Source organism: Saccharothrix sp. NRRL B-16314 (assembly GCF_000716595.1).
Lineage (GTDB): Bacteria > Actinomycetota > Actinomycetes > Mycobacteriales > Pseudonocardiaceae > Actinosynnema.
This window is the reverse complement of sequence record NZ_JNXC01000044.1, coordinates 13,176-30,836: the sequence shown is the minus strand read 5'-3', so window position 1 is coordinate 30,836 and position 17,661 is coordinate 13,176. Positions and strand designations below refer to the sequence as shown.

Genomic DNA, 17,661 nt, shown 5'->3' with positions numbered 1-17,661 from the left:
CCGGTCGCCGAGGTCTTGACCATGGTTGCAGTGGCTGCCACCTCACCCGTTCGAGTGTCTGGTCAAGGCCGTGTGACACGGCTCAGAACACGTCGGTTTCTAGGCAGCAGCGGGCTAGCCGGCCGGTGCTCTCTTCACTCCGGGTATACGGCCCACCGTCGGCCGTAGCACCGGCGCATGGCCGGCCAGGTAGTCCCACAGTTGGTCGGCGACGGGCCCGTGCGGCCGGTCGCGCCGGCGGGCCGCCGCGAGTTCCTCGACCACACCGGGAAAGTGTTGTCCGGCGACGGACAGCAGGCGTCCGTCGCGCAGCTCCGCCTCGATCATGAACCGCGGCAGGTGTCCCCACGCCATGCCGTGCAGGATCAGCTCCTTCTTCATGAGGTGGTCCGGCACGGAACACCGGGGCGCGCCTTCGAGCAGGAAGTGGCCTTGTTCGGACGGGTTCCGCGCCGAATCGCGGATCACGCACTGGGTGAAGGCCCGCATCCGCTGCGGTGTGATGTCGCTCGTCGGGGGGAAGGGTAGGAAACCGGGTGCCACGACCGGCACCAGCGCGACGCGGCCGAGGTCGATCCACTCCATCCGCACGTCGCTTTTGGGGACACGGTGCACGATGAGGTCGGCCTCGTCCTCCAGCAGCCGCTCCCAGGGGCCGGTCACCGTGTCGAACTGCAGGTGCAGTCGCGTCTGCGGGCATTGTCCGAAGAATCGGCTGAGCAGTTCCAGCACCGGCGGCAGCGGGCACAGGTCCCCGAGCACCACGCGCAGCTCGGCCTCCTCGCCCATCGCCAGCTGCGTGGCGTACGTCTGCAGTTCCTCGGCCTCGTGCAGCAGCAGGCGGACCTTGCGGTGGAAGGCCCGCCCTGCCTCGGTGAGCCCCACCCGATAGCCCGAGCGGTCCAGCAGGGTCAGGCCCAACTGGCGCTCCAGTTTGGCCACCGCGGCGAACACCGAGGGATGCGAGCGGTGCAGCCGCTCGGCGGCGGCCTGGAAGCCGCCGTCGCTCACGACGGCGTCGAAGCACTGCAACTCGTGGAACGTGAAGCTCGACATTGTCGAAGCAGACTACAGAGCAGGTCTGATCTTTGTAATAGCAATCTCCGGCGGCATTCGTAGGCTGAGGACATCGCCACCAGATCCTGGAGCTGACATGCACGCTCAGACCCTCACCTCCATCACCACCGGTGATGGCGTCCGCATCGCCTACCGCTTCGACGGCGGGCAGGACAAGCCGGTGCTGCTGCTCTCGAACTCCATCGGCACCGACCTCTCCATGTGGGACGGTCAGGTGCCGGCGCTCACCGAACACTTCCGCGTGCTGCGCTACGACGCACGCGGCCACGGCGCCTCCGACGTCCCGAGCGGCCCGTACTCACTGGACCGGCTGGGACGTGACGTGGTGGAGCTGCTGGACGCGCTGGACCTGCGGCGGGTGCACGTGCTGGGCCTGTCCCTCGGCGGAATCGTCGCGCAGTGGCTGGGTGACCACGTGCCCGAGCGCGTCGACCGTCTCGTGCTCTCCAACACCGCCGCGTACCTCGGCCCGCCCCGGCAGTGGGACCGGCCGATCGCCGAGCTGCTGGAGGCCCCTGACATGGAGGCCACCGCGGAGATGTTCCTGGGGAACTGGTTCCCGTCCCGCATGCGGCAAGGGGACGACGAGGTCGTCGAGAGCTTCCGCCGCACACTGCTCGCCACGCGGCGCGAGGGCGTGGCCGGCAGCTGGGCCGCGGTGCGCGATTACGACCTGCGCCGCACAGCCACGCTCATTCCCAACCCGACACTGGTCATCGCGGGCGAGCACGACACCGTCACGTCCGCCCGCCACGGGGAAGAGCTCGCCGCCGTCGTCCCCGGCGCGCGCTTCACCGTCCTGCCCACGGTGCACATGGCGAACGTCGAACGGCCGACGGAGTTCCTGGACGCCGTGCTGACCTTCCTCACCGAACAGGCTTGACGGCCAGGCCGAACGGGGTGTGACCGCCGGACCACCTCCGCTCACGCGGGGAAGACTCGTCGGCGCCCGACCCCGTGGGCATCGCGCTGATCACTCGGGGGGTGTGAGGAGGCATGGAGTCCGCTGATCGATGCCACGGCAGATGACAACCATGTCCGTGAGCGCTTCGAAGTATCGGGCTGCGTGCGTCTTCTATCTGCATGGATGAGGTTGTCGGCAGGCACACCATCGTTGTGGGATCGCCGCACTTGGTCGTGAAGGTGCTCACCACCCGACGCGACCGTCACCGACGTGCAAGTCCTCGGAGAACCCATGCCGAGCTTGATCGCCGCGAGCTGCTGCACACGGAGCACATCGTGGACGCCAGACACCTCCGTCGAACCAGGCGGTCATCGGATCTTCGACTTGGCGATGTTGCGCACTCGCTTGGTCCGGCCGACTTCGGCCAACACCTCCAGCACCGCAGGCCTGGTCAGGTTGTTGGCCACCTTGCGCTGCAACCAGTCCGACGCCTCTCGCAGTCGATCGCGATCCGGTTCACCGCCCGCCACCAGATCCCGGTACAAGCGCCACTCGGCGACTCGGCGCGTCGGGAACTCGCGACCGCCGAGCACTGGCAGCACCGCTTCCGCCCAGGTGTCGAAGTCCGGGTGTGACTCGCCCATCCGATCCAGGTGCCATACGACGGCGGCCACCGCCATCACCTGGTCCGGATCTCCGAGCACGCGCGTGATGACCGGGAGGCCGTCGGGTGGTGTGGCGTCCGCCAACGCACGCAGGTACACCTCGTGCCGCACGTGTTCGTCGTGCACGCCCGCGTTCACGTCCACGTCCTGCAAGCCGGTCGCCGCGACGAACTCCGGGAACCGATCGTGCTCGGTCACGACGACCCTCCTCCCGAGCCCCCGCAGGGTCGGTAGCGGCGCATGTCCCGGCGGATGGCGTTGCGGATCTCCCGGATGTGGTCGTCTACGACCTGCTGCTGCCTGCGTGACAACTCGGGGTCGCCCTCCAGCGGTTTGCCGTTCTGGCCGGTCCGGGTTTCCGCGCCACCGCCCTTGACATGGGCGTGCGGGGGAGCGTGGTCGTTGGAGTAAGCCTGCACTCGCACGCCCCTGTCGTTGACGACCGTCCCGACGGGGCTGTCCTCGGTCAGACCCAGCGGGTCGAACCACGTGCCGGGGTTGCGGACGTAACTGTGCGGAGCGTAGCCGCCGCCGAGCCCCAGCGGGTCGGCGGAGACGTACCTCGCGGTCCTGGGGTCGTAGAACCGGAAGTGGTTGTAGTGCAGGCCGGTCTCCGCGTCGTGGTACTGGCCCAAGGCGGCGAACGTAGCGAAGCCTTCGCCGCGCGGGTCGGCTGACCTCGATCAGCCGTTCAGGATGACCGGAGTCGAGGTCGACGTCATCACGGTCCGGTGGTTGGCGAATACCCAGGAAGGGCTTGCACGCGCTGAATGAACGCGAGGAATCCTCTCAAGGTGGTCTCGGGTGCGTCGCCCAGGTACTCGCCATAGACGGCAGCCCGGAACCGTTCGTCGGTTATCGCCTCGTCATGATCGCTGATCGAGAACAGGGTCGTACTGTCCGATGTCGAGGCCAGGTGCCGTGCGGCTGACACCGCCACGGACAACGTTCCGCAGACCAGCGCGGCGGCACCGATCCGCCACATGCCCGCAGCCCGCCCTTCCGGTGAGCTGTCGCGCAGCCGGTCGAGGACGTAGTGGGCACTGCGGGGGTCGAACCGGCACGCCACGGCACCCAGCACGCTGAGCATGAGTTCCGCGTGGTGGGTCGTGGCGGAACGGCTCGCCATGCGGACCAAGTGGTCAACGGCATCGACGAAGGTCGCCCTCGACCGGGTTTCCAGAGCTCTGATCCCAGCCATTCGCAGCAACTCGGTTGTGGTCGCTGGCCCCGCAGTGGTGTCGGCGGGTTCGAGGGGTACTGCGGCTACCGGCATCCGCGCGGCGCCCTCCTCGTCGGTGGTCACGGCCAAGAGCGGGCGGAGCAGGTTGTGCATGATGTCGGCTGGGTCATCGCGGACGGCGAGCCGTCCCGCCACCGCCGCGCGCAGCACGTCGCTCAAGGCGGGCACGACAGGAGCAATGCCGCCGGGTCCGGAGTTGGTTGGCCCGGCGTCCTCCCGCCACGGTGCGGTGCGACGGGTGGCGTGAACGCGCAAAGCGTGTCGGCGGGTCGTGCGGTCGCGGGCCACCCGCGCCGCCTCGACGTGGTCGGAGACAAACCGGGTCAAGATATGGGGGTCCGGCCCTGACCTGCGCTTTCTCGCCTCGCGCAGGTCAGAGCCGGTCGTTCCCGACGGTCAAGTCGGGTTCCAGCAACTTCCGCCGCGTTCCCGTCGCCGCCAAATCGCCGTTTGATCTTGCTTGCGGTTGGTCGATCGGCGAGTAGCTCATCGGACCTCCGCGTGGGTCGGCTGGCTGCCACCTCCGATGACTCGATGCGGTCGCAATCGGTCCTCTCACTGCTGAAGCTCCGCCACCGCTCGCACGACGCTCCTCCCAGCGGGCCGGGCAAGCACGGAGTTGGCCCGAACCGGTACGGACGTCTGCCAAGGTGCTCCTGCTGTCGCCCAGGTGGAGGCGGCCGGTCACGCAGCCTTGATGGTCGGCGCCATCTTCGGAGCAATAGAGGTCAAATCGGCGGCCTCCATCAACACCTTGGCCAAGGTGCGAGCTTCCGTGGGAGTGAGGTGCCAGCCTTTCGCGGTCTCGCCCAGGCCGCACCAGATCGCGGCACCATGCTCACGGACCATCTGGCGAATGTGGAGCGCGACGTACTCCGGTTGAAACGGCCCCTCCGACAGGTCGCCGCAGGTTTCCGCCTTATCGTTGATCAACGGCACCCCTGCCCTGCCAAGAAGAATAGTGATTGCGATCATCGGGGTGGTCATTATCCGCGTGTAGCCCATTACACCACGGCGGGCAAGGTGAATCCAGCCAGAAAACCTTGCGCTCGCACATCACGCGATCTTCGTCTGAGCAGGCAACCAGCATCGTGTCGCGACTTTCTTGGACTACCTTCAGATTGACTGGAACGCGTCCGCAGTGGATGCAACTGACGCCCGACAGTTGGTCCTTGGTGAGCTTGTCGTATGCAGTGCCGTCCGTCATATTTGTGCTCCTTTTGTGCGGTGATGTGCTGGTTTTGGATGTCTCGACTCGGCTTGAGTGGTGCTTGTGCATCAAATGAGTTCCGATTAATCGTCTTGTGGTACATACGGCGATTGGTCGTCCTCGCCGTAGCGCTGAACGGGTGGTGCCTGCTGGGCTGAACGGGTGTCGTGCGGTCGCCGCTGACCGCGTGACGCGGACTGCCTCTTCACTCGAGACGAGGCGGTGTCCGCTGGTCTTGACCATGTCCGGAGACGGGACAGCGCGGACGGTCGTGCAACCGGGAAACCGGTTGTGCAGATGGGTCCGCTCGGAGGTCGACTGCCGTGAGGTCACCGAATTCAGTGCTGTGCACGGAGTGATCCACTGCACCCGCTGGCGCGCGTGATCAGCCGTGAGCGGCTTCGTAGGCGTCGACGACGTCCTGCGAGATCCGGCCGCGATCGGCCACCTGCCTGCCGGTTCGGCGCGCCCACGCCCGGACCAGCGTCGGGTCGACCGTCCTCGTAGCGCGCTGGGCGGGTTCGGGTTGGTTGCCGATCACGATGCGCTCGCGCGGCGTCGCGGATCTCCTGTGGGGTGCGAGTGGGTCGATCGGGGCGGGACGACCAGTTCGGCGATGGTGAGGTTGTCCAATTGGGGAATCCCATCCCACTTGCCATGGCACGGAGGTAGCGCCTGTTCAGCAACTCGACGAAGTCTGACGTCCGGCTGAGGGCGGTGAGTTCCTCCGTCGTGATCACTAAGACCCTGATGCCGCGTGCTGACGCCTGGAGTAGAAGGGAATGAGCGTAGGACGCGTTCTGGGGGTCGCCGGTGATACCGCAGGCCGCGATCATCAGCCCCACCTCGACACTGCGGTTGGCGAGGGTGTTGATGAAGTATCCAAGCGTTCCGTTGTCGACTGGGCTGCTCCAGTTCTTGCACTCGACTAGGAACGTGGCCGGCAGCAAGGCTGGGCCGTTCGGGGCTCGAAGGTTTCCGATACATTAGCTACCGGTCGCCGCTCCGCCTGGAACTCGCCGCGTCCGACCTGCGGACCATCCCCGCTCGCGCGGGGAAGACGAACGTCGACGCACGCTGGCGGCGGGCTTGGGGGACCATCCCGCTCGCGCGGTGAATACTTGCGTCCGGCGGCCGTGAACCGCACTTCGTCGCGGCCTCGGTCGGTGCGGTGCAGACCGGCTTGAGGCCACTGACGATCATGTCCCGGTGCCGGCGGCCAGCATAGCGGAATCTGTTGCGCAGCAGGTGGAGCCGTAAAGAATCAACTTGTCGGTGTGTCGCTGCCGATGGGGTGCTCGTCGGGTGGGTTGCCGACACTGGCGAGCAGTTCGGCTCCGGTGCGGAAGCGGATGGTGGCCAGGGGCAGTGTGATTCCTGCTTCGTGGAGAACGGGTAGGGCGTCGGCGAGCGCGTTGTTGAGGGTGCTGAGGCTGACGCCGAAGGCATGGGCGAGAACGGGTCGCGTTCCGATTTCGCGCCCGTAGAGGACTGCGGCCAGGATCCGCTCCGTGTCGGTGATCTTCTGGCGGAACACGCCGCCTCGGCTTCCTGGTTGGCGGGGGCCGCCGCCCTGTCGGTGTCGGCGCTTCTCGATCAAGGCCGCCTGCCGCGCCGAGAGACGTTCGGTCAGCACGGTGAGATCCTGTCTGCTCATTCGGGTCAATACGGGATCGGACAGGGCTTGGGAGAGGTGGAATCGGCCGGCGTCGGGTGTGCCGTACCGGACGAAGGCGATGACATCGTGGCGGGTGGGCAAGCACAGGGTGGTGGGCGTGATCGTGACCCTTTGCGCCGCAAGTGCCCGGCGGACCTCCTTGATCGCTGGGCCGAGGGTGCGCTGGGTGATGCCCAGCATGTCCGCCAATACGTTCTGCGAGCACACGTGGCGCAGGTAGAGCACGGTCACCAGGACCTTGTCGGCACCGGTGAGCATGGGGCGGCCATGACTTCCGACCTGCCGCAGGCGGCTCCTCGCTGCCGGTGAAGGTGTTCTTCGCGTGATGCCTCGAGGTGCGGGATCAGTTGCTCTGTCAGGGCTTTCAGCGCTTCGGGACGCATGCCGGTGAGCTCCGGATCGGAGAGGATCGCGAGGGCTTCCCGGCGGGTCCGGTCCGGGACCGAAGCCATCGGCGTCGCTGTGGTGAAGGGGCCGCGAGGGCTGATGGTGTAGTTCCACGCACCACGTTCGGCATGATGGTCGACCGCCAACCGCGTCAGGTGTTCCTTGCTCACGGCGATCCCCAACGGGTAGGCGCGGGAATCGAGTTCGGCCTCCACTCGCAGTCCGGCACGGGTCCGGGTGGCGGCGATGGACCGGACGACGACTTCATGACTGGTCAGCGGCCTGCCGCGCCAGTTCGAGGTGATGTGGGAGAACAGCCGGTGCTCGATCTTGTTCCACTTCGAGGTGCCGGGCGGGAAGTGGCAGACCGTGATGTGCAGCCGGTCTCGACGGCCAGGTTGGCCGGCTCGGACTTCCAGACGCGGTAGCGGTGGTTGTTGGAGCCGCCGGCATCCGCCGTGATCAGCAGCCGGGTCGCATCGGGGTAGTCGATCCGGCCGCGGGCCTGCCACCGACGGCGGATCGACGCGACGGCGAAGGTCGAGGTGTCATGGTCGACGCCCACGTTCACCCAGCCGGTGTCGGCCGCCATGTCGTAGATCCCGTAGGGAATCGCCACCTCGCCTTTCGGTGCGGTGAAGAAGCTGTGGTCCTCCACCTCGACCGGGTCTCCCTCGGAACGCCATTGTCGCCAGGCGTTGGGCAGTCGGCCGAGCATCTCCTTCTTCTTGGTGTCCACGCTGATTGCTGGCTCGCCCTCGGCCTGGTGCCACTTGACCCGCTCGTTGATATAGCGGAACTGGGCGTCCCGGTCCGGGTGCTGCGCGCCCTAGACCCGGAGTTGCTCAGGAAGTATTCGCGCTTCTGCGCGGAGCGCGATCGAGGATCGAGATTCTCGTGGTCAGCTAGCTACGGCGAAGAGATCTTGTTGGTCAAACGGTGTCGGTGCGCTGCGTGACCAAAGTGTGATTTTATGGCCGTTGTCGTCCACCGAGAGTGAGCGTTACATGGCAGCGGATGGCGACAATCACTTTTCAGCCGATCGTCATCAGGGCTCCCGGTAGGTGAGGATTCCTTCTGGCTCGTTGAGGCTTCGTCGTGTCGCCTCGCTTGTGCTGAGGAGTGACGGTGGGCCCGGTGCGTCGTGCTGTCCGTGTTGTGGCGTTGTCCGTCGTGCTTTCGTTGGTGGTGCCGGGTTCGGTCGGCGGTGCTGCCGCTAGTGCCGGGCAGCCTCGGGTGGTCGGTGAGATTCCGCAGCAGGAGTGGGGATCGGCGGCCGGGCGCAGTCACGAGGCGACGAGCGAGCAGACCGCGGCGGAGGAGAAGCCGGGCGAGGTACCCGACGCGCCACCCGCGACGGGTGGTCTTTCCGAACGACGTCCGGTACCCGGATCCGGAGTTGGGCGACGTGGCGCTGGCGCCGGAAACGGTGGTGGGGGTCGGTGGCGAGCCTGCGACGGCGGGGAGTGTCCGCGGGTTCGAACAGGGTGCCAGTCGTGAGCTGTTGAACAAGCGGTCGCGCGACACGCAGGTGTTCGTCAACCCGGACGGCACGCAGACGCGTCGGATGTTCCAAGGGCGCAAGTTCTTTTCGCGCAACGGTTTGTGGGTTCCGATCGACTTGTCTCTGGTGTGGGACGACACCACCTGGCGGAGCAGGTCGGACTCGATGGGCAAGCGGTTCGCCGAGTCGGCCGACGCGTCGACGGTGGTGTCGTTGGAGTTGGCGCCGGGGGTGTCGTTCGGTTACGGCGTGGCCGGTGCGGCGAATGCGCGCGGACGGGTCGACGGCGGGACGATCACGTACTCCGACGTGCGTGGTGGTGTCGACCTGGAGTTGGTGGCGTCACCGGGCGGGATCAAGGAGACGTTGGTCCTGGAGTCGGCTGATGCGCCGACCGAGTGGGACTTCCCGATGCGGCTCAACGGGTTGACCGCATCGTTGGACGCGGGTTCCGTGCGGCTGGAGGATTCCTCGGGCGTGGTGCAGGCGGTGATCCCGCCGGGGTTCATGGAGGACTCGGCGATCGACCCGCGTTCGGGCGAGGGTGCCCGGTCGTGGGGCGTGGCGTATCGCCTGGACGGCGACGTGCTGCACGTGAGCTTGGACCGGGCGTGGTTGGCGGATCCGGCGCGGGTGTTCCCGGTGAAGGCGGACCCGAGCGTGATGGCGCAGACGGCGGACGGCACGACGTTCGTACAGGCGCCGTGGACCAACGACTACTCCGGTGACCCGAACTTCAGCGTGGGCACGTTCGACGGCGGCACGAACAAGGCGAACGGGTTCCTCAAGTTCGACTCGGTCGGCTCGGCTCTGACCGGACAGTACGTCCTGGGCGCCAACCTGTGGTTGTACAACACGTGGTCCTACTCGTGCCAGGCGCGCACCGTGTGGGCGCACGAGGTGACGCAGGGCTGGACCGTGTCGGGCAACAAGTCGTGGCCGGGGCCGTCCTTCGGCGGCGTGTTGGGCAGCGCGAGCTTCGCCAGCGGCTACAGCGGCTACAGCGGGTGCAGCCCGGGCGGCGCGTGGCAGAAGATCGAGTTGGGCGACTACGGGCGCAACGTGGTGCACGGGTGGACGCACGGTGCCGCCAACAACGGCTTGACTGTACGGGCGTCGGAGTCCGACAGCTACGGTTGGAAGAAGTTCGCGAGCCGCAACAGCGCGAACCCTCCATACCTGGAGATCACCTACAACCCGTATTGGGCGACCTACGACGTCGGGGCGATGACCACCCCGCTGACGTCTACCCAGGACGGCAGGATGCAGGTTACCGTCACCAACCACGGTCGGGACACCTGGACGCCGGGCAGCAACTACAAGCTCAGCTACCGGTTGTGGGACAGCGCCGGAACGGAGCTGGGCGGTGTCGCGCAGACCTCGGTGCCGCACGACGTCGCGCCGGGACAGACCGCGACGGTGTCGGCGACGATCGGCAAGCTCAAGCCGGGCGCCTACAAGCTGCACTTCGACATGGATCACTACGGCACCACCAAATTCAGCTCGACCGGCGTGCCGATGTCGCAGGCGGTGACGTTCACCGTCGCCAACCAGATCCCGGTGCTGGAGTCGATGTCACCGCCCAGCAACTACGTCGCCGAGGTGCTGACACCCACGCTGGCGATCAGTGGCCGGGATCCGGACAACCACCCCGGCCACGGGCTGGCGTACCTGTTCAAGATGTGCGACGCAGGCGGTGACGGACAGCAGAATTGCACCGAGTCCGGGTGGATCTCGTCGTCCACCTGGACGGTGCCCGCGGGCAAGATGACCTGGGGCAAGTCCTACGTCTGGTACGGCTCGGTGGGGGACTGGGGCAGCAACAGTCCGTTGAGCCAGGGCTCCTACCTGACGGCGCAGGTCCCGCAGCCCGCGATCACCAGCCACCTCGGCGCCTCGTCCACCGATCCCGGCGGGGCCGTGGATCCGGGTGTGGGCAACTACACGACGTCGGCGACCGACGCGGTCGCCAGTGCGGTCGGGCCCGCGCTGTCGGTGGTGCGCAACTATAACAGCCTCGACCCGCGCCGGAACCTGGCGTTCGGAGCCGGCTGGTCCACTCGCTGGGACACCACGATCAGGCCCGACACCGACGGTTCGGGCAACGTCGTGGTCACCTACCCCGAGGGGCAGCAGGCCCGCTTCGGTCGCAACACCGACGGCAGCTACGCGCCGCCGCCGGGAAGGTTCGCCACCCTGGTGCAGATCACCGGCGGCGGTTGGAAGTTGGTAACCAAGGGCTACGTCAACTATACCTTTGACGCGGCGGGCAAACTCACCTCGATCACCGACGACTTCGGCCGCAGCCAGACACTGGCCTACGACACCGGCGGCCGACTCAGCTCGGCGACTGACACGGTCTCCACCCGGAGTCTGCGGTTCACCTGGACCGGCGGGCACGTCACCCAGGTCACCACCAGCTCGACCGTCACGTTGACGTGGAGCTACACCTACGACGGCGACAAGCTGACCAAGGTCTGCGACCCCACCGGCGGGTGCACCACCTACGACTACAGCGGTGTCGTCCACTACCGCAATGTCGTGCTCGACGCCAACCCGGCAGCGTACTGGCGGTTCGACGAGGCCACCGGCACCACCGCGGAGAATCGCGCCCCGATCGGCGGGCCACAGGGCCAACGGCACATACACCAGCGTGACCCTGGGCGCGCCCGGCGCGATGCCAGGCTCGGCCATCGGCTCCGGTGCGTTCGATGGCACCACCTCCTTCCTGCGCCTGCCTGACCGCGTCATCGGCACGAAGCGCCACCTGGCTGCCGAACTGTGGTTCAAGACGAGCTCGACCGCAGGCGGTGTGCTCCTGGGCACCACCGGCCAGGCCCAGCCCAACACAACCCCGACCGGTGGCTCCGCGCCAATCCTCTACGTCGGCACGGACGGCAAGCTCTACGGGCACTTCTGGAACGACGTCGTCGCCGGCATCTCGACCGCCGCGCCGGTCAACGACGGCAAGTGGCACCACGTGGTGCTGTCCGGGGCGTTGGACACCCAGACGCTGTACCTCGACGGGCAGGCGGTGGGCAGCCAGAGCGGCCGCATCGCGCACGTGGACGCCTATACCCACATCGGCGCTGGCCTGATGACGAGCCGCGGCTGGCCCGCCCGCCCGGCGGACGACTGGGGTCACTTCAACGGCACCATCTCCGACGTCGCGATCTACGACCGGCCGCTCAGCGCCGGCACGGTCACCGAGCACTGGAACGCCACCGCCGCCTCCCAGGTGCTGGCGAAGATCACGCTGCCCGGAGGACGCGTCGCTGCCCAGATCGCCTACGACAACGCCACCGACCGGGCGCGCATGCATGTCGACGCCAACGGCGGGACGTGGACCCTGGCCCCGCTCACCCTCGTGTCGAAGACACAGACCGTGGCGACCATGACCAACCCGGTCGGCCAGGCCACCACCCAGACGTTCGACCCGAGCCGCGGCGGCCGTCTCACCAGCATCACGCGACCCGGCAACGCGACCAAGACGTTCGGCTACGACACCGGCGGCTTCCTCAACAAGACCGTCAACGCCAACAACGTGTTGGAGACGTTCGTCAACGACGCCAGGGGCAACAGGCTCTCCGAGACCGTCGGCTGGAACAGCACGACCAGCGGCAAGTACACCAGATACACCAAGTACTACCTCAACGCCGCGGACCCACTGGACCCGCGCAACGACCGCGTCATCGAACACCGCGACGCCAGGTCGGGAAGCGCCACCAACGACGCCTTCCTCAAGACTTACTCCTACACCCCTTCAGGTGACCTCGCGGGAACCACATTGCCCGGGGCGGACGCGACGTCACGCCGTTCGACGTCCATCACCTACACGACGGGCGCCGAACCGGCCGTCGAAGGCGGCACCATGCCCGCCGGCCTCGTGCTCACCGAGACCAACGCGGGCGGCGGCGTCACCACCTACGCCTACACCAGCCGCGGCAACCTGCGGGAGATCACCGATCCGGCAGGGAGGAAGACCGTCAGGCTGTACGACGGGCTCGGTCGACTGATCAACGAGAAGGTCGTGTCGTCCACCGTCCCGAACGGGGCGACGACCACCTACACCTACGACGGTCTGTCCCGCCTCGTCACCCGCACCGAGGCGGCCGTGACGAACGCGGTCACCGGTGTGGCACACCGCAAGCGCACCACGAACACCTACAACCCGGACGGCACAACGGCCTCCACCAAGATCGACGACGCCGCCCTCAACGACCCCGGCCGCAGTACGAGCTTCACCTACGACGCCTTCGGCCGCGTCGCCACCACGACCGATCCACTCGGTGCGGTGACCCGCACCGAGTACGACGTGATGGGCCAACGCACCCGCCTCGTGGACGCCGCCGGCACCGAGTTCACCTACACCTACACGCAGACGCTGCACCAGCCCGCCACCACCACGGTGAAGGGCTTTACCGGTGACGGCGGTGAACCGCGCGACGTCGTGCTGGAGTCCCGGGCCTACGACCCGGTCGGCCAACTGGCCAGCCGCACCGACGCCATGGGGCGCACGACGGGATACCAGTACGCGTTCACCGGCATGCTCCAGACGGAGACGCTCCTCGGGTACAAGGACCCGGTGACCGGTGCGGTCAAGGACGTCAACCTCCACATCTACCGCTTTAACGGAGCCGGCCAGCTCACCGGGCTGGACACGTGGGGCGGCATCCAGCACACGAAATACGTCCGTGACCCGGGCGGTCGGGTGGTGGAAAGACGCGACAACGACAACGACTGCTGGCCGTGCTACCACACCGGCCACGTCCGTTCGAAGGTCTACACCTACGACTCCAACGACAACATCACCACAGAAGTAACCAAAAACCCCGTCGGCTCCGAGGTCGCCCGGACTGACTACACCCATGACGCCCTCGGCCGCGAACTCACCCGAACCGTCCACGCGGGACCGTCCACGCTGGTAACCACCACCACGCGTGACGAGCAGGGCTTGCCGCTGACCATCACCGATCCACGCGGCAACGGCCACACGAGGACCTTCGGCTACGACAACGCCGGCAGGTTGGTCACCCGTACGAGTCCGGCCGTGCAGACCGAGACCAACGGTGCCGCGCCGACTACGACCTTCCCCACGGAGAAGATCGGTTACAACACCTACGGCGAGGTCGTCGATTCACTTGACGCCCTGGGGCAGAGAACCCGCACCGAGCGCGACGCCGCAGGCAGGCCGACCAGAACAACGCTACCGACCTACGCGCCACCGTCCACGGCGCAACCGATCACGGCCACCACTGCCACCGCCTACGACAGCCTCGGCCGGGTCAGCGGCACGACAGACCCGGCAGGCAACACCACCGACTTCGGCTACGACCAACTGGGCAACCAGGTGCGGCGAACCGACCCGCTCCTGCCCGGACAGGACCAGCGCGGCGTGTGGACCGCCACGTTCGACCCGACCGGTCAACAGCTGTCCACGACCGACCCGACCGGCGCTCAAACCTTCGCGACCTACGACATGCTGGGCAGCCGGATCACCTCCACGGTCGTCGAGCGCATTCCGGCCCCCACCCGCAACCTGACGACACGCTTCGACTACGACCGCGTGAACCGGCTCAGCGAAGTCGTCACCCCCGACGGCCACGAGACGAAGCACCTCTACGACGACCTCGGGAACCTGGTCTGGACGTCCGACGCGCTGGGCAACGTCAGCACCGCCGCCTACGACGCCTTCGGACGACTCGTCACGGCTACCGACCCCCTCGGTGGCAAGACCACAGCGACATACGATCCGGCCGGTCGACTCATCACCACGGCCGACGTGGACCCAGCCGGCACCACCCTGCGCTCCCGCACGTTCGCCTACGACGACGCAGGCAACCGGGTCAGCGCCACCGACAGCCTCGGCAAGACGACGACCTGGGCCTACGACGCCCTCAACCGGATGCGGTCCATCACCCGCCCCGGCGGAATCACGACCGGTTACGGCTACGACGCGGGTGGCAACGTCACCCGTGTCACGAACGGCAACGGCGATTCCACGACGTTCACCACCAACGCGTGGGGGCTTCCGGAGTCGACCATCGAGCCCGCGACCGCGCAGACCCCCAACGCCGTCGACCGCACGTTCACCGCGGCCTACGACGCGACCGGCCGGATCTCGGTGTTGACCAAGCCGGGCGGTGTGAGCATCACCAACACCTATGATCCGCTGGGCAACCTGCTGAAGCAGACCGGCTCGGGCGCGTCGGCGGCCACACCGGACCGGGTGTTCGGCTACGACCGGACCGGCCGGATGACCTCCGCAAGCGCATCCGACGGGATGAACACCTACGCCTACGACGACCGGGGCAACCTCGTCAACGCCGCCGGGCCATCCGGTGCGTCGACGTTCGCCTACGACAACCAGAACCGGCTGTCCACGGTCTCCACCTCGGCAGGTGACACGACATACGGCTACGACGCCGCAGGGCGGTTGGCCTCGGCACAGGATCCGATCACCGGCAGCACCGCCACCTACACAGTGGACGCACTTGGTCGCGCCACCGCGATCGACTACGGCACCGGCGCGTCCAACCGCACGTTCACCTACGACGCCTTGGGCCACCCGGCAACCGACGTTCTGATAGCGCCCGGCGGCACGGTGACCGCCTCGACCGGCTACACGTTCGACACCGAGGACCGCCTGACCGGCAAGACCACCACCGGGCTCGCCGGAGCCGGCACCAACACCTACGGCTACGACGACGCAGGACGGTTGGTCAGCTGGAACAACGGCTCGACCACGACCGACTACGGCTGGGACGGCGCGGGCAACCTGACCCGTGACGGCCCGACCACCGCCACGTACGACCAGCGCAACCACCTGCTCACCCGCGGCGGCCTGACCAACACGTACACCGCCCGCGGCACCCTGGCCTCGCGCACCACCGACGGCACCACGGTGAACCTGGCGTTCAACGCCTACGACGAACTCGTCACCGACGGCGCCACCACCAACACCTACGACGCCTTCGGCCGCCTCGTCGGCACCGGCAACGACACCCTGGCCTACCAAGGCGCCGGCCAGACGATCATCTCCGCGGGCACCGACCTCTACACCCATACACCCGGAGGCACCCCGCTCGGCGTCAAGCAGGGCACCACCACCGCGACCGCCGTCACCGACCTGCACACCGACCTCGTAGCCGTCGTCGATCCCGCCACCGGCGAGGTCACCGGATCCCGCACCTACGGTCCCTTCGGCGCAGTCCAGGCATCCGCGGGCACCCAGCCCGGTCTCGGCTACCAACACCAGTGGACCGACCCCGCCACGGGCAACGTCAACATGGGCGCCCGCTGGTACCAACCCGGCACAGGCACCTTCGCCAGCCGCGACACCGCCGCCCTCCACCCCACCGACCTGCTCAACGCCAACCGCCACGCCTACGCCGCCGCCAACCCCCTCACCCACACCGACCCCACCGGCCACTACGCGCACTGCGCGGCCGGACTGGCGGCCGGCCCAGGTGCACCGGTGGCGGTGGGCGGCTGCCTGGCCGGATCGTTCGCTTTCCTTGCCCTGGCAGGCGCGGCCAGCAGCGCCGGATTCGCCATTCCGCTGGGCGGCACCACCGCCACCTTCCACCACCCGAAGATCAACCTCAAACCCAAGCCCAAGCCGTCGCCTTCGAACAGTCGGGCCAACTACCCCGACGGCGTCAAACCCGGCTCCGGCTACACCCCTCCGCCCACCACCCCACCCGGCCCGTCCCTATCCGGCCACAAACCCGGATCGGGCTACTACACGGGCGGCTCCACCGTGCCGCAACCAGTCCCGGTACCGGACTACCACGCCGAACAAGTGCTCGCCAACGCACTCACCCCCGCCACCCGCCAAGCTCTCACCACAACCATCGCCGCCGGCGTCCAAGCCGCCATCGACGCCGCCAACACCATGAGCGCGCTCGACCTCGGCGTCATCCATGTCGAGAATTCCGCCGGCCAGCAGCCGTTCCAGCCTGAATCCGCGTCGTACGGATCCGGTTTCACACAACCGACCCTGGCCCAGGCATACCTGGAGAACGCCTGTTACACCGGAGGCCTCCTGCGAGCCGACGTTTTCGGCGCGGTGGGACGATCCGCAGGACTGTGGGGCTGCGGATCGTCCGATGAAGTTGCCTACCGTCCAGGAACGACGCGTCCGTTCGAACGGACCTACGAAACGTCGCCCGGCTACGACCCGGATGCCTACCTGGAGGCGATCGCGAAGCGCTACGGCATCAACCTACGAGGCGCGGGTGCAACGATCAAGGTCATGTTCGATCCAGGGATCCCGTCGGCTGGTGCGACCCGCGGTCGCGACGGCGGTCTGCTGATCAGAGTCGGCAGACTGGGCCTGGCGGGCGGTGACGCAGAGGCTGCCAATACAATCGCCCACGAACTCAGCCACGCCCGTTACTACCTGCGCCACGGAACGTTCGAGCACGAAGTGCACGGTTCCGAGCAGTCGGTAGCGGACGGCACGCCCTTCGGTTCGGGCAACGCGCTCCAGGAGTGGATCGAGGGAAGGCGATGACGACCGCAGACGACGGTGCCCGCGACAGCCGTTGGCAGGTGGTTCCACGCCGGTTCGGCGAGTCGTGGTCCCAGGCGTTTCACCGTGCTTGGGAGCAGCCTTCGATCCGAGTCGACTCCCCTTGCCCCAACTGCGGGGTTACGGCGCTGCGCCAGTTCTACGTCCGCCACCGCAGAGCCGACCCCGCGGAGCTGGCGGCTGCTCCCCAGTGGCTGCAGGACAAGGCCCGGCGTAATGTCAACCCCGCGGACGGCGTGGAATGGTGCGCGCACTGCCACCTGTTCGACCACGTCATGGACAAATCCGCTCCGCCTTGGTGGCCGGAATCGGTGGCGGGTGTCGAAGCGGGGGATAACCGCGTCAAGCGGATAATCGACACTGTCACCGCGTACCTCGCCGAGCACGGCGACCTGTAGACAGCAGCGCCTGGACGGGGCACTGTTCCAAGATCGGCGTTCCCGTAGGTGCAGCCGTG

The 17,661-nt window shown here is 67.4% G+C and carries 12 protein-coding genes and 1 pseudogene; 4 read left to right on the top strand and 9 right to left on the bottom strand.

The genetic code is table 11. The features are described from left to right. Positions 1–114: 114 nt before the first annotated feature. A complete protein-coding gene (locus tag OQ02_RS36550; protein WP_033443256.1) occupies positions 115–1,056 on the bottom strand; it encodes a LysR family transcriptional regulator in 942 nt (313 codons plus the stop codon). A 97-nt stretch (positions 1,057–1,153) separates the two neighbouring features. Here OQ02_RS36550 and pcaD point away from each other — a divergent pair, with 97 nt between their 5' ends. Then, a complete protein-coding gene (gene pcaD, locus OQ02_RS36545; protein ID WP_033443255.1) occupies positions 1,154–1,960 on the top strand; it encodes a 3-oxoadipate enol-lactonase in 807 nt (268 codons plus the stop codon). A 389-nt stretch (positions 1,961–2,349) separates the two neighbouring features. Here the strand turns inward: pcaD and OQ02_RS36540 are convergent, their stop codons facing one another. From OQ02_RS36540 to OQ02_RS46355, 8 genes and pseudogenes are all read right to left on the bottom strand, one after another. After that, complete coding sequence (locus tag OQ02_RS36540; RefSeq protein ID WP_051773246.1) at positions 2,350–2,844, bottom strand: hypothetical protein; 495 nt, start codon at positions 2,842–2,844, stop codon at positions 2,350–2,352. Next, on the bottom strand, positions 2,841–3,281 hold the full coding sequence (locus tag OQ02_RS47040) for an RHS repeat-associated core domain-containing protein (protein ID WP_033443254.1): 441 nt from the start codon (positions 3,279–3,281) through the stop codon (positions 2,841–2,843). The genes OQ02_RS36540 and OQ02_RS47040 overlap by 4 nt, the downstream gene beginning before the upstream one ends. A gap of 86 nt (positions 3,282–3,367) precedes the next feature. Beyond that, positions 3,368–4,048 carry a hypothetical protein gene (locus OQ02_RS36530; RefSeq protein WP_156077533.1) on the bottom strand — a complete coding sequence of 227 codons (681 nt, stop codon included), beginning with the start codon at positions 4,046–4,048 and terminating at the stop codon, positions 3,368–3,370. Between the two features lie 525 nt (positions 4,049–4,573). Further along, positions 4,574–4,876: a hypothetical protein gene (locus OQ02_RS36525; protein WP_156077532.1), complete on the bottom strand. Its 303-nt coding sequence runs from the start codon at positions 4,874–4,876 to the stop codon at positions 4,574–4,576. Continuing rightward, positions 4,809–4,979 (bottom strand): DUF6907 domain-containing protein, encoded by a 171-nt coding sequence (locus tag OQ02_RS47335; RefSeq protein WP_442973732.1) that lies wholly within the window; start codon positions 4,977–4,979, stop codon positions 4,809–4,811. The genes OQ02_RS36525 and OQ02_RS47335 overlap by 68 nt, the downstream gene beginning before the upstream one ends. A 505-nt stretch (positions 4,980–5,484) precedes the next feature. After that, on the bottom strand, positions 5,485–5,640 hold the full coding sequence (locus tag OQ02_RS45240; RefSeq protein ID WP_197043656.1) for an Lsr2 family DNA-binding protein: 156 nt from the start codon (positions 5,638–5,640) through the stop codon (positions 5,485–5,487). Positions 5,641–6,363: 723 nt separating this feature from the next. Then, on the bottom strand, positions 6,364–7,035 hold the full coding sequence (locus tag OQ02_RS41695) for a hypothetical protein (protein ID WP_051773245.1): 672 nt from the start codon (positions 7,033–7,035) through the stop codon (positions 6,364–6,366). Between the two features lie 220 nt (positions 7,036–7,255). Then, a pseudogene (locus OQ02_RS46355) lies at positions 7,256–7,993 on the bottom strand (ISAzo13 family transposase); the annotation flags it as partial. A 531-nt stretch (positions 7,994–8,524) separates the two neighbouring features. Here OQ02_RS46355 and OQ02_RS36510 point away from each other — a divergent pair. The 3 genes from OQ02_RS36510 to OQ02_RS36500 are packed head-to-tail and all read left to right on the top strand — an operon-like array spanning position 8,525 to position 17,602. Next, on the top strand, positions 8,525–11,410 hold the full coding sequence (locus OQ02_RS36510; protein ID WP_033443251.1) for a DNRLRE domain-containing protein: 2,886 nt from the start codon (positions 8,525–8,527) through the stop codon (positions 11,408–11,410). Continuing rightward, positions 11,322–17,186, top strand: coding sequence for an RHS repeat-associated core domain-containing protein (locus OQ02_RS36505; protein WP_033443250.1), 5,865 nt, complete (start codon positions 11,322–11,324; stop codon positions 17,184–17,186). The genes OQ02_RS36510 and OQ02_RS36505 overlap by 89 nt, the downstream gene beginning before the upstream one ends. Beyond that, positions 17,183–17,602 (top strand): hypothetical protein, encoded by a 420-nt coding sequence (locus tag OQ02_RS36500; RefSeq protein ID WP_033443249.1) that lies wholly within the window; start codon positions 17,183–17,185, stop codon positions 17,600–17,602. Before OQ02_RS36505 ends, OQ02_RS36500 begins: the two co-directional genes overlap by 4 nt. Positions 17,603–17,661: the final 59 nt, after the last annotated feature.

Bases quoted from the DNA above. Each gene is read 5' to 3' on its own strand.
- OQ02_RS36550 (WP_033443256.1), bottom strand. From the start codon at position 1,056: ATGTCGAGCTTCACGTTCCACGAGTTGCAGTGCTTCGACGCCGTCGTG.
- pcaD (WP_033443255.1), top strand. From the start codon at position 1,154: ATGCACGCTCAGACCCTCACCTCCATCACCACCGGTGATGGCGTCCGC.
- OQ02_RS36525 (WP_156077532.1), bottom strand. From the start codon at position 4,876: ATGACCACCCCGATGATCGCAATCACTATTCTTCTTGGCAGGGCAGGG.
- OQ02_RS47335 (WP_442973732.1), bottom strand. From the start codon at position 4,979: ATGCTGGTTGCCTGCTCAGACGAAGATCGCGTGATGTGCGAGCGCAAG.
- OQ02_RS41695 (WP_051773245.1), bottom strand. From the start codon at position 7,035: ATGCTCACCGGTGCCGACAAGGTCCTGGTGACCGTGCTCTACCTGCGC.
- OQ02_RS36500 (WP_033443249.1), top strand. From the start codon at position 17,183: ATGACGACCGCAGACGACGGTGCCCGCGACAGCCGTTGGCAGGTGGTT.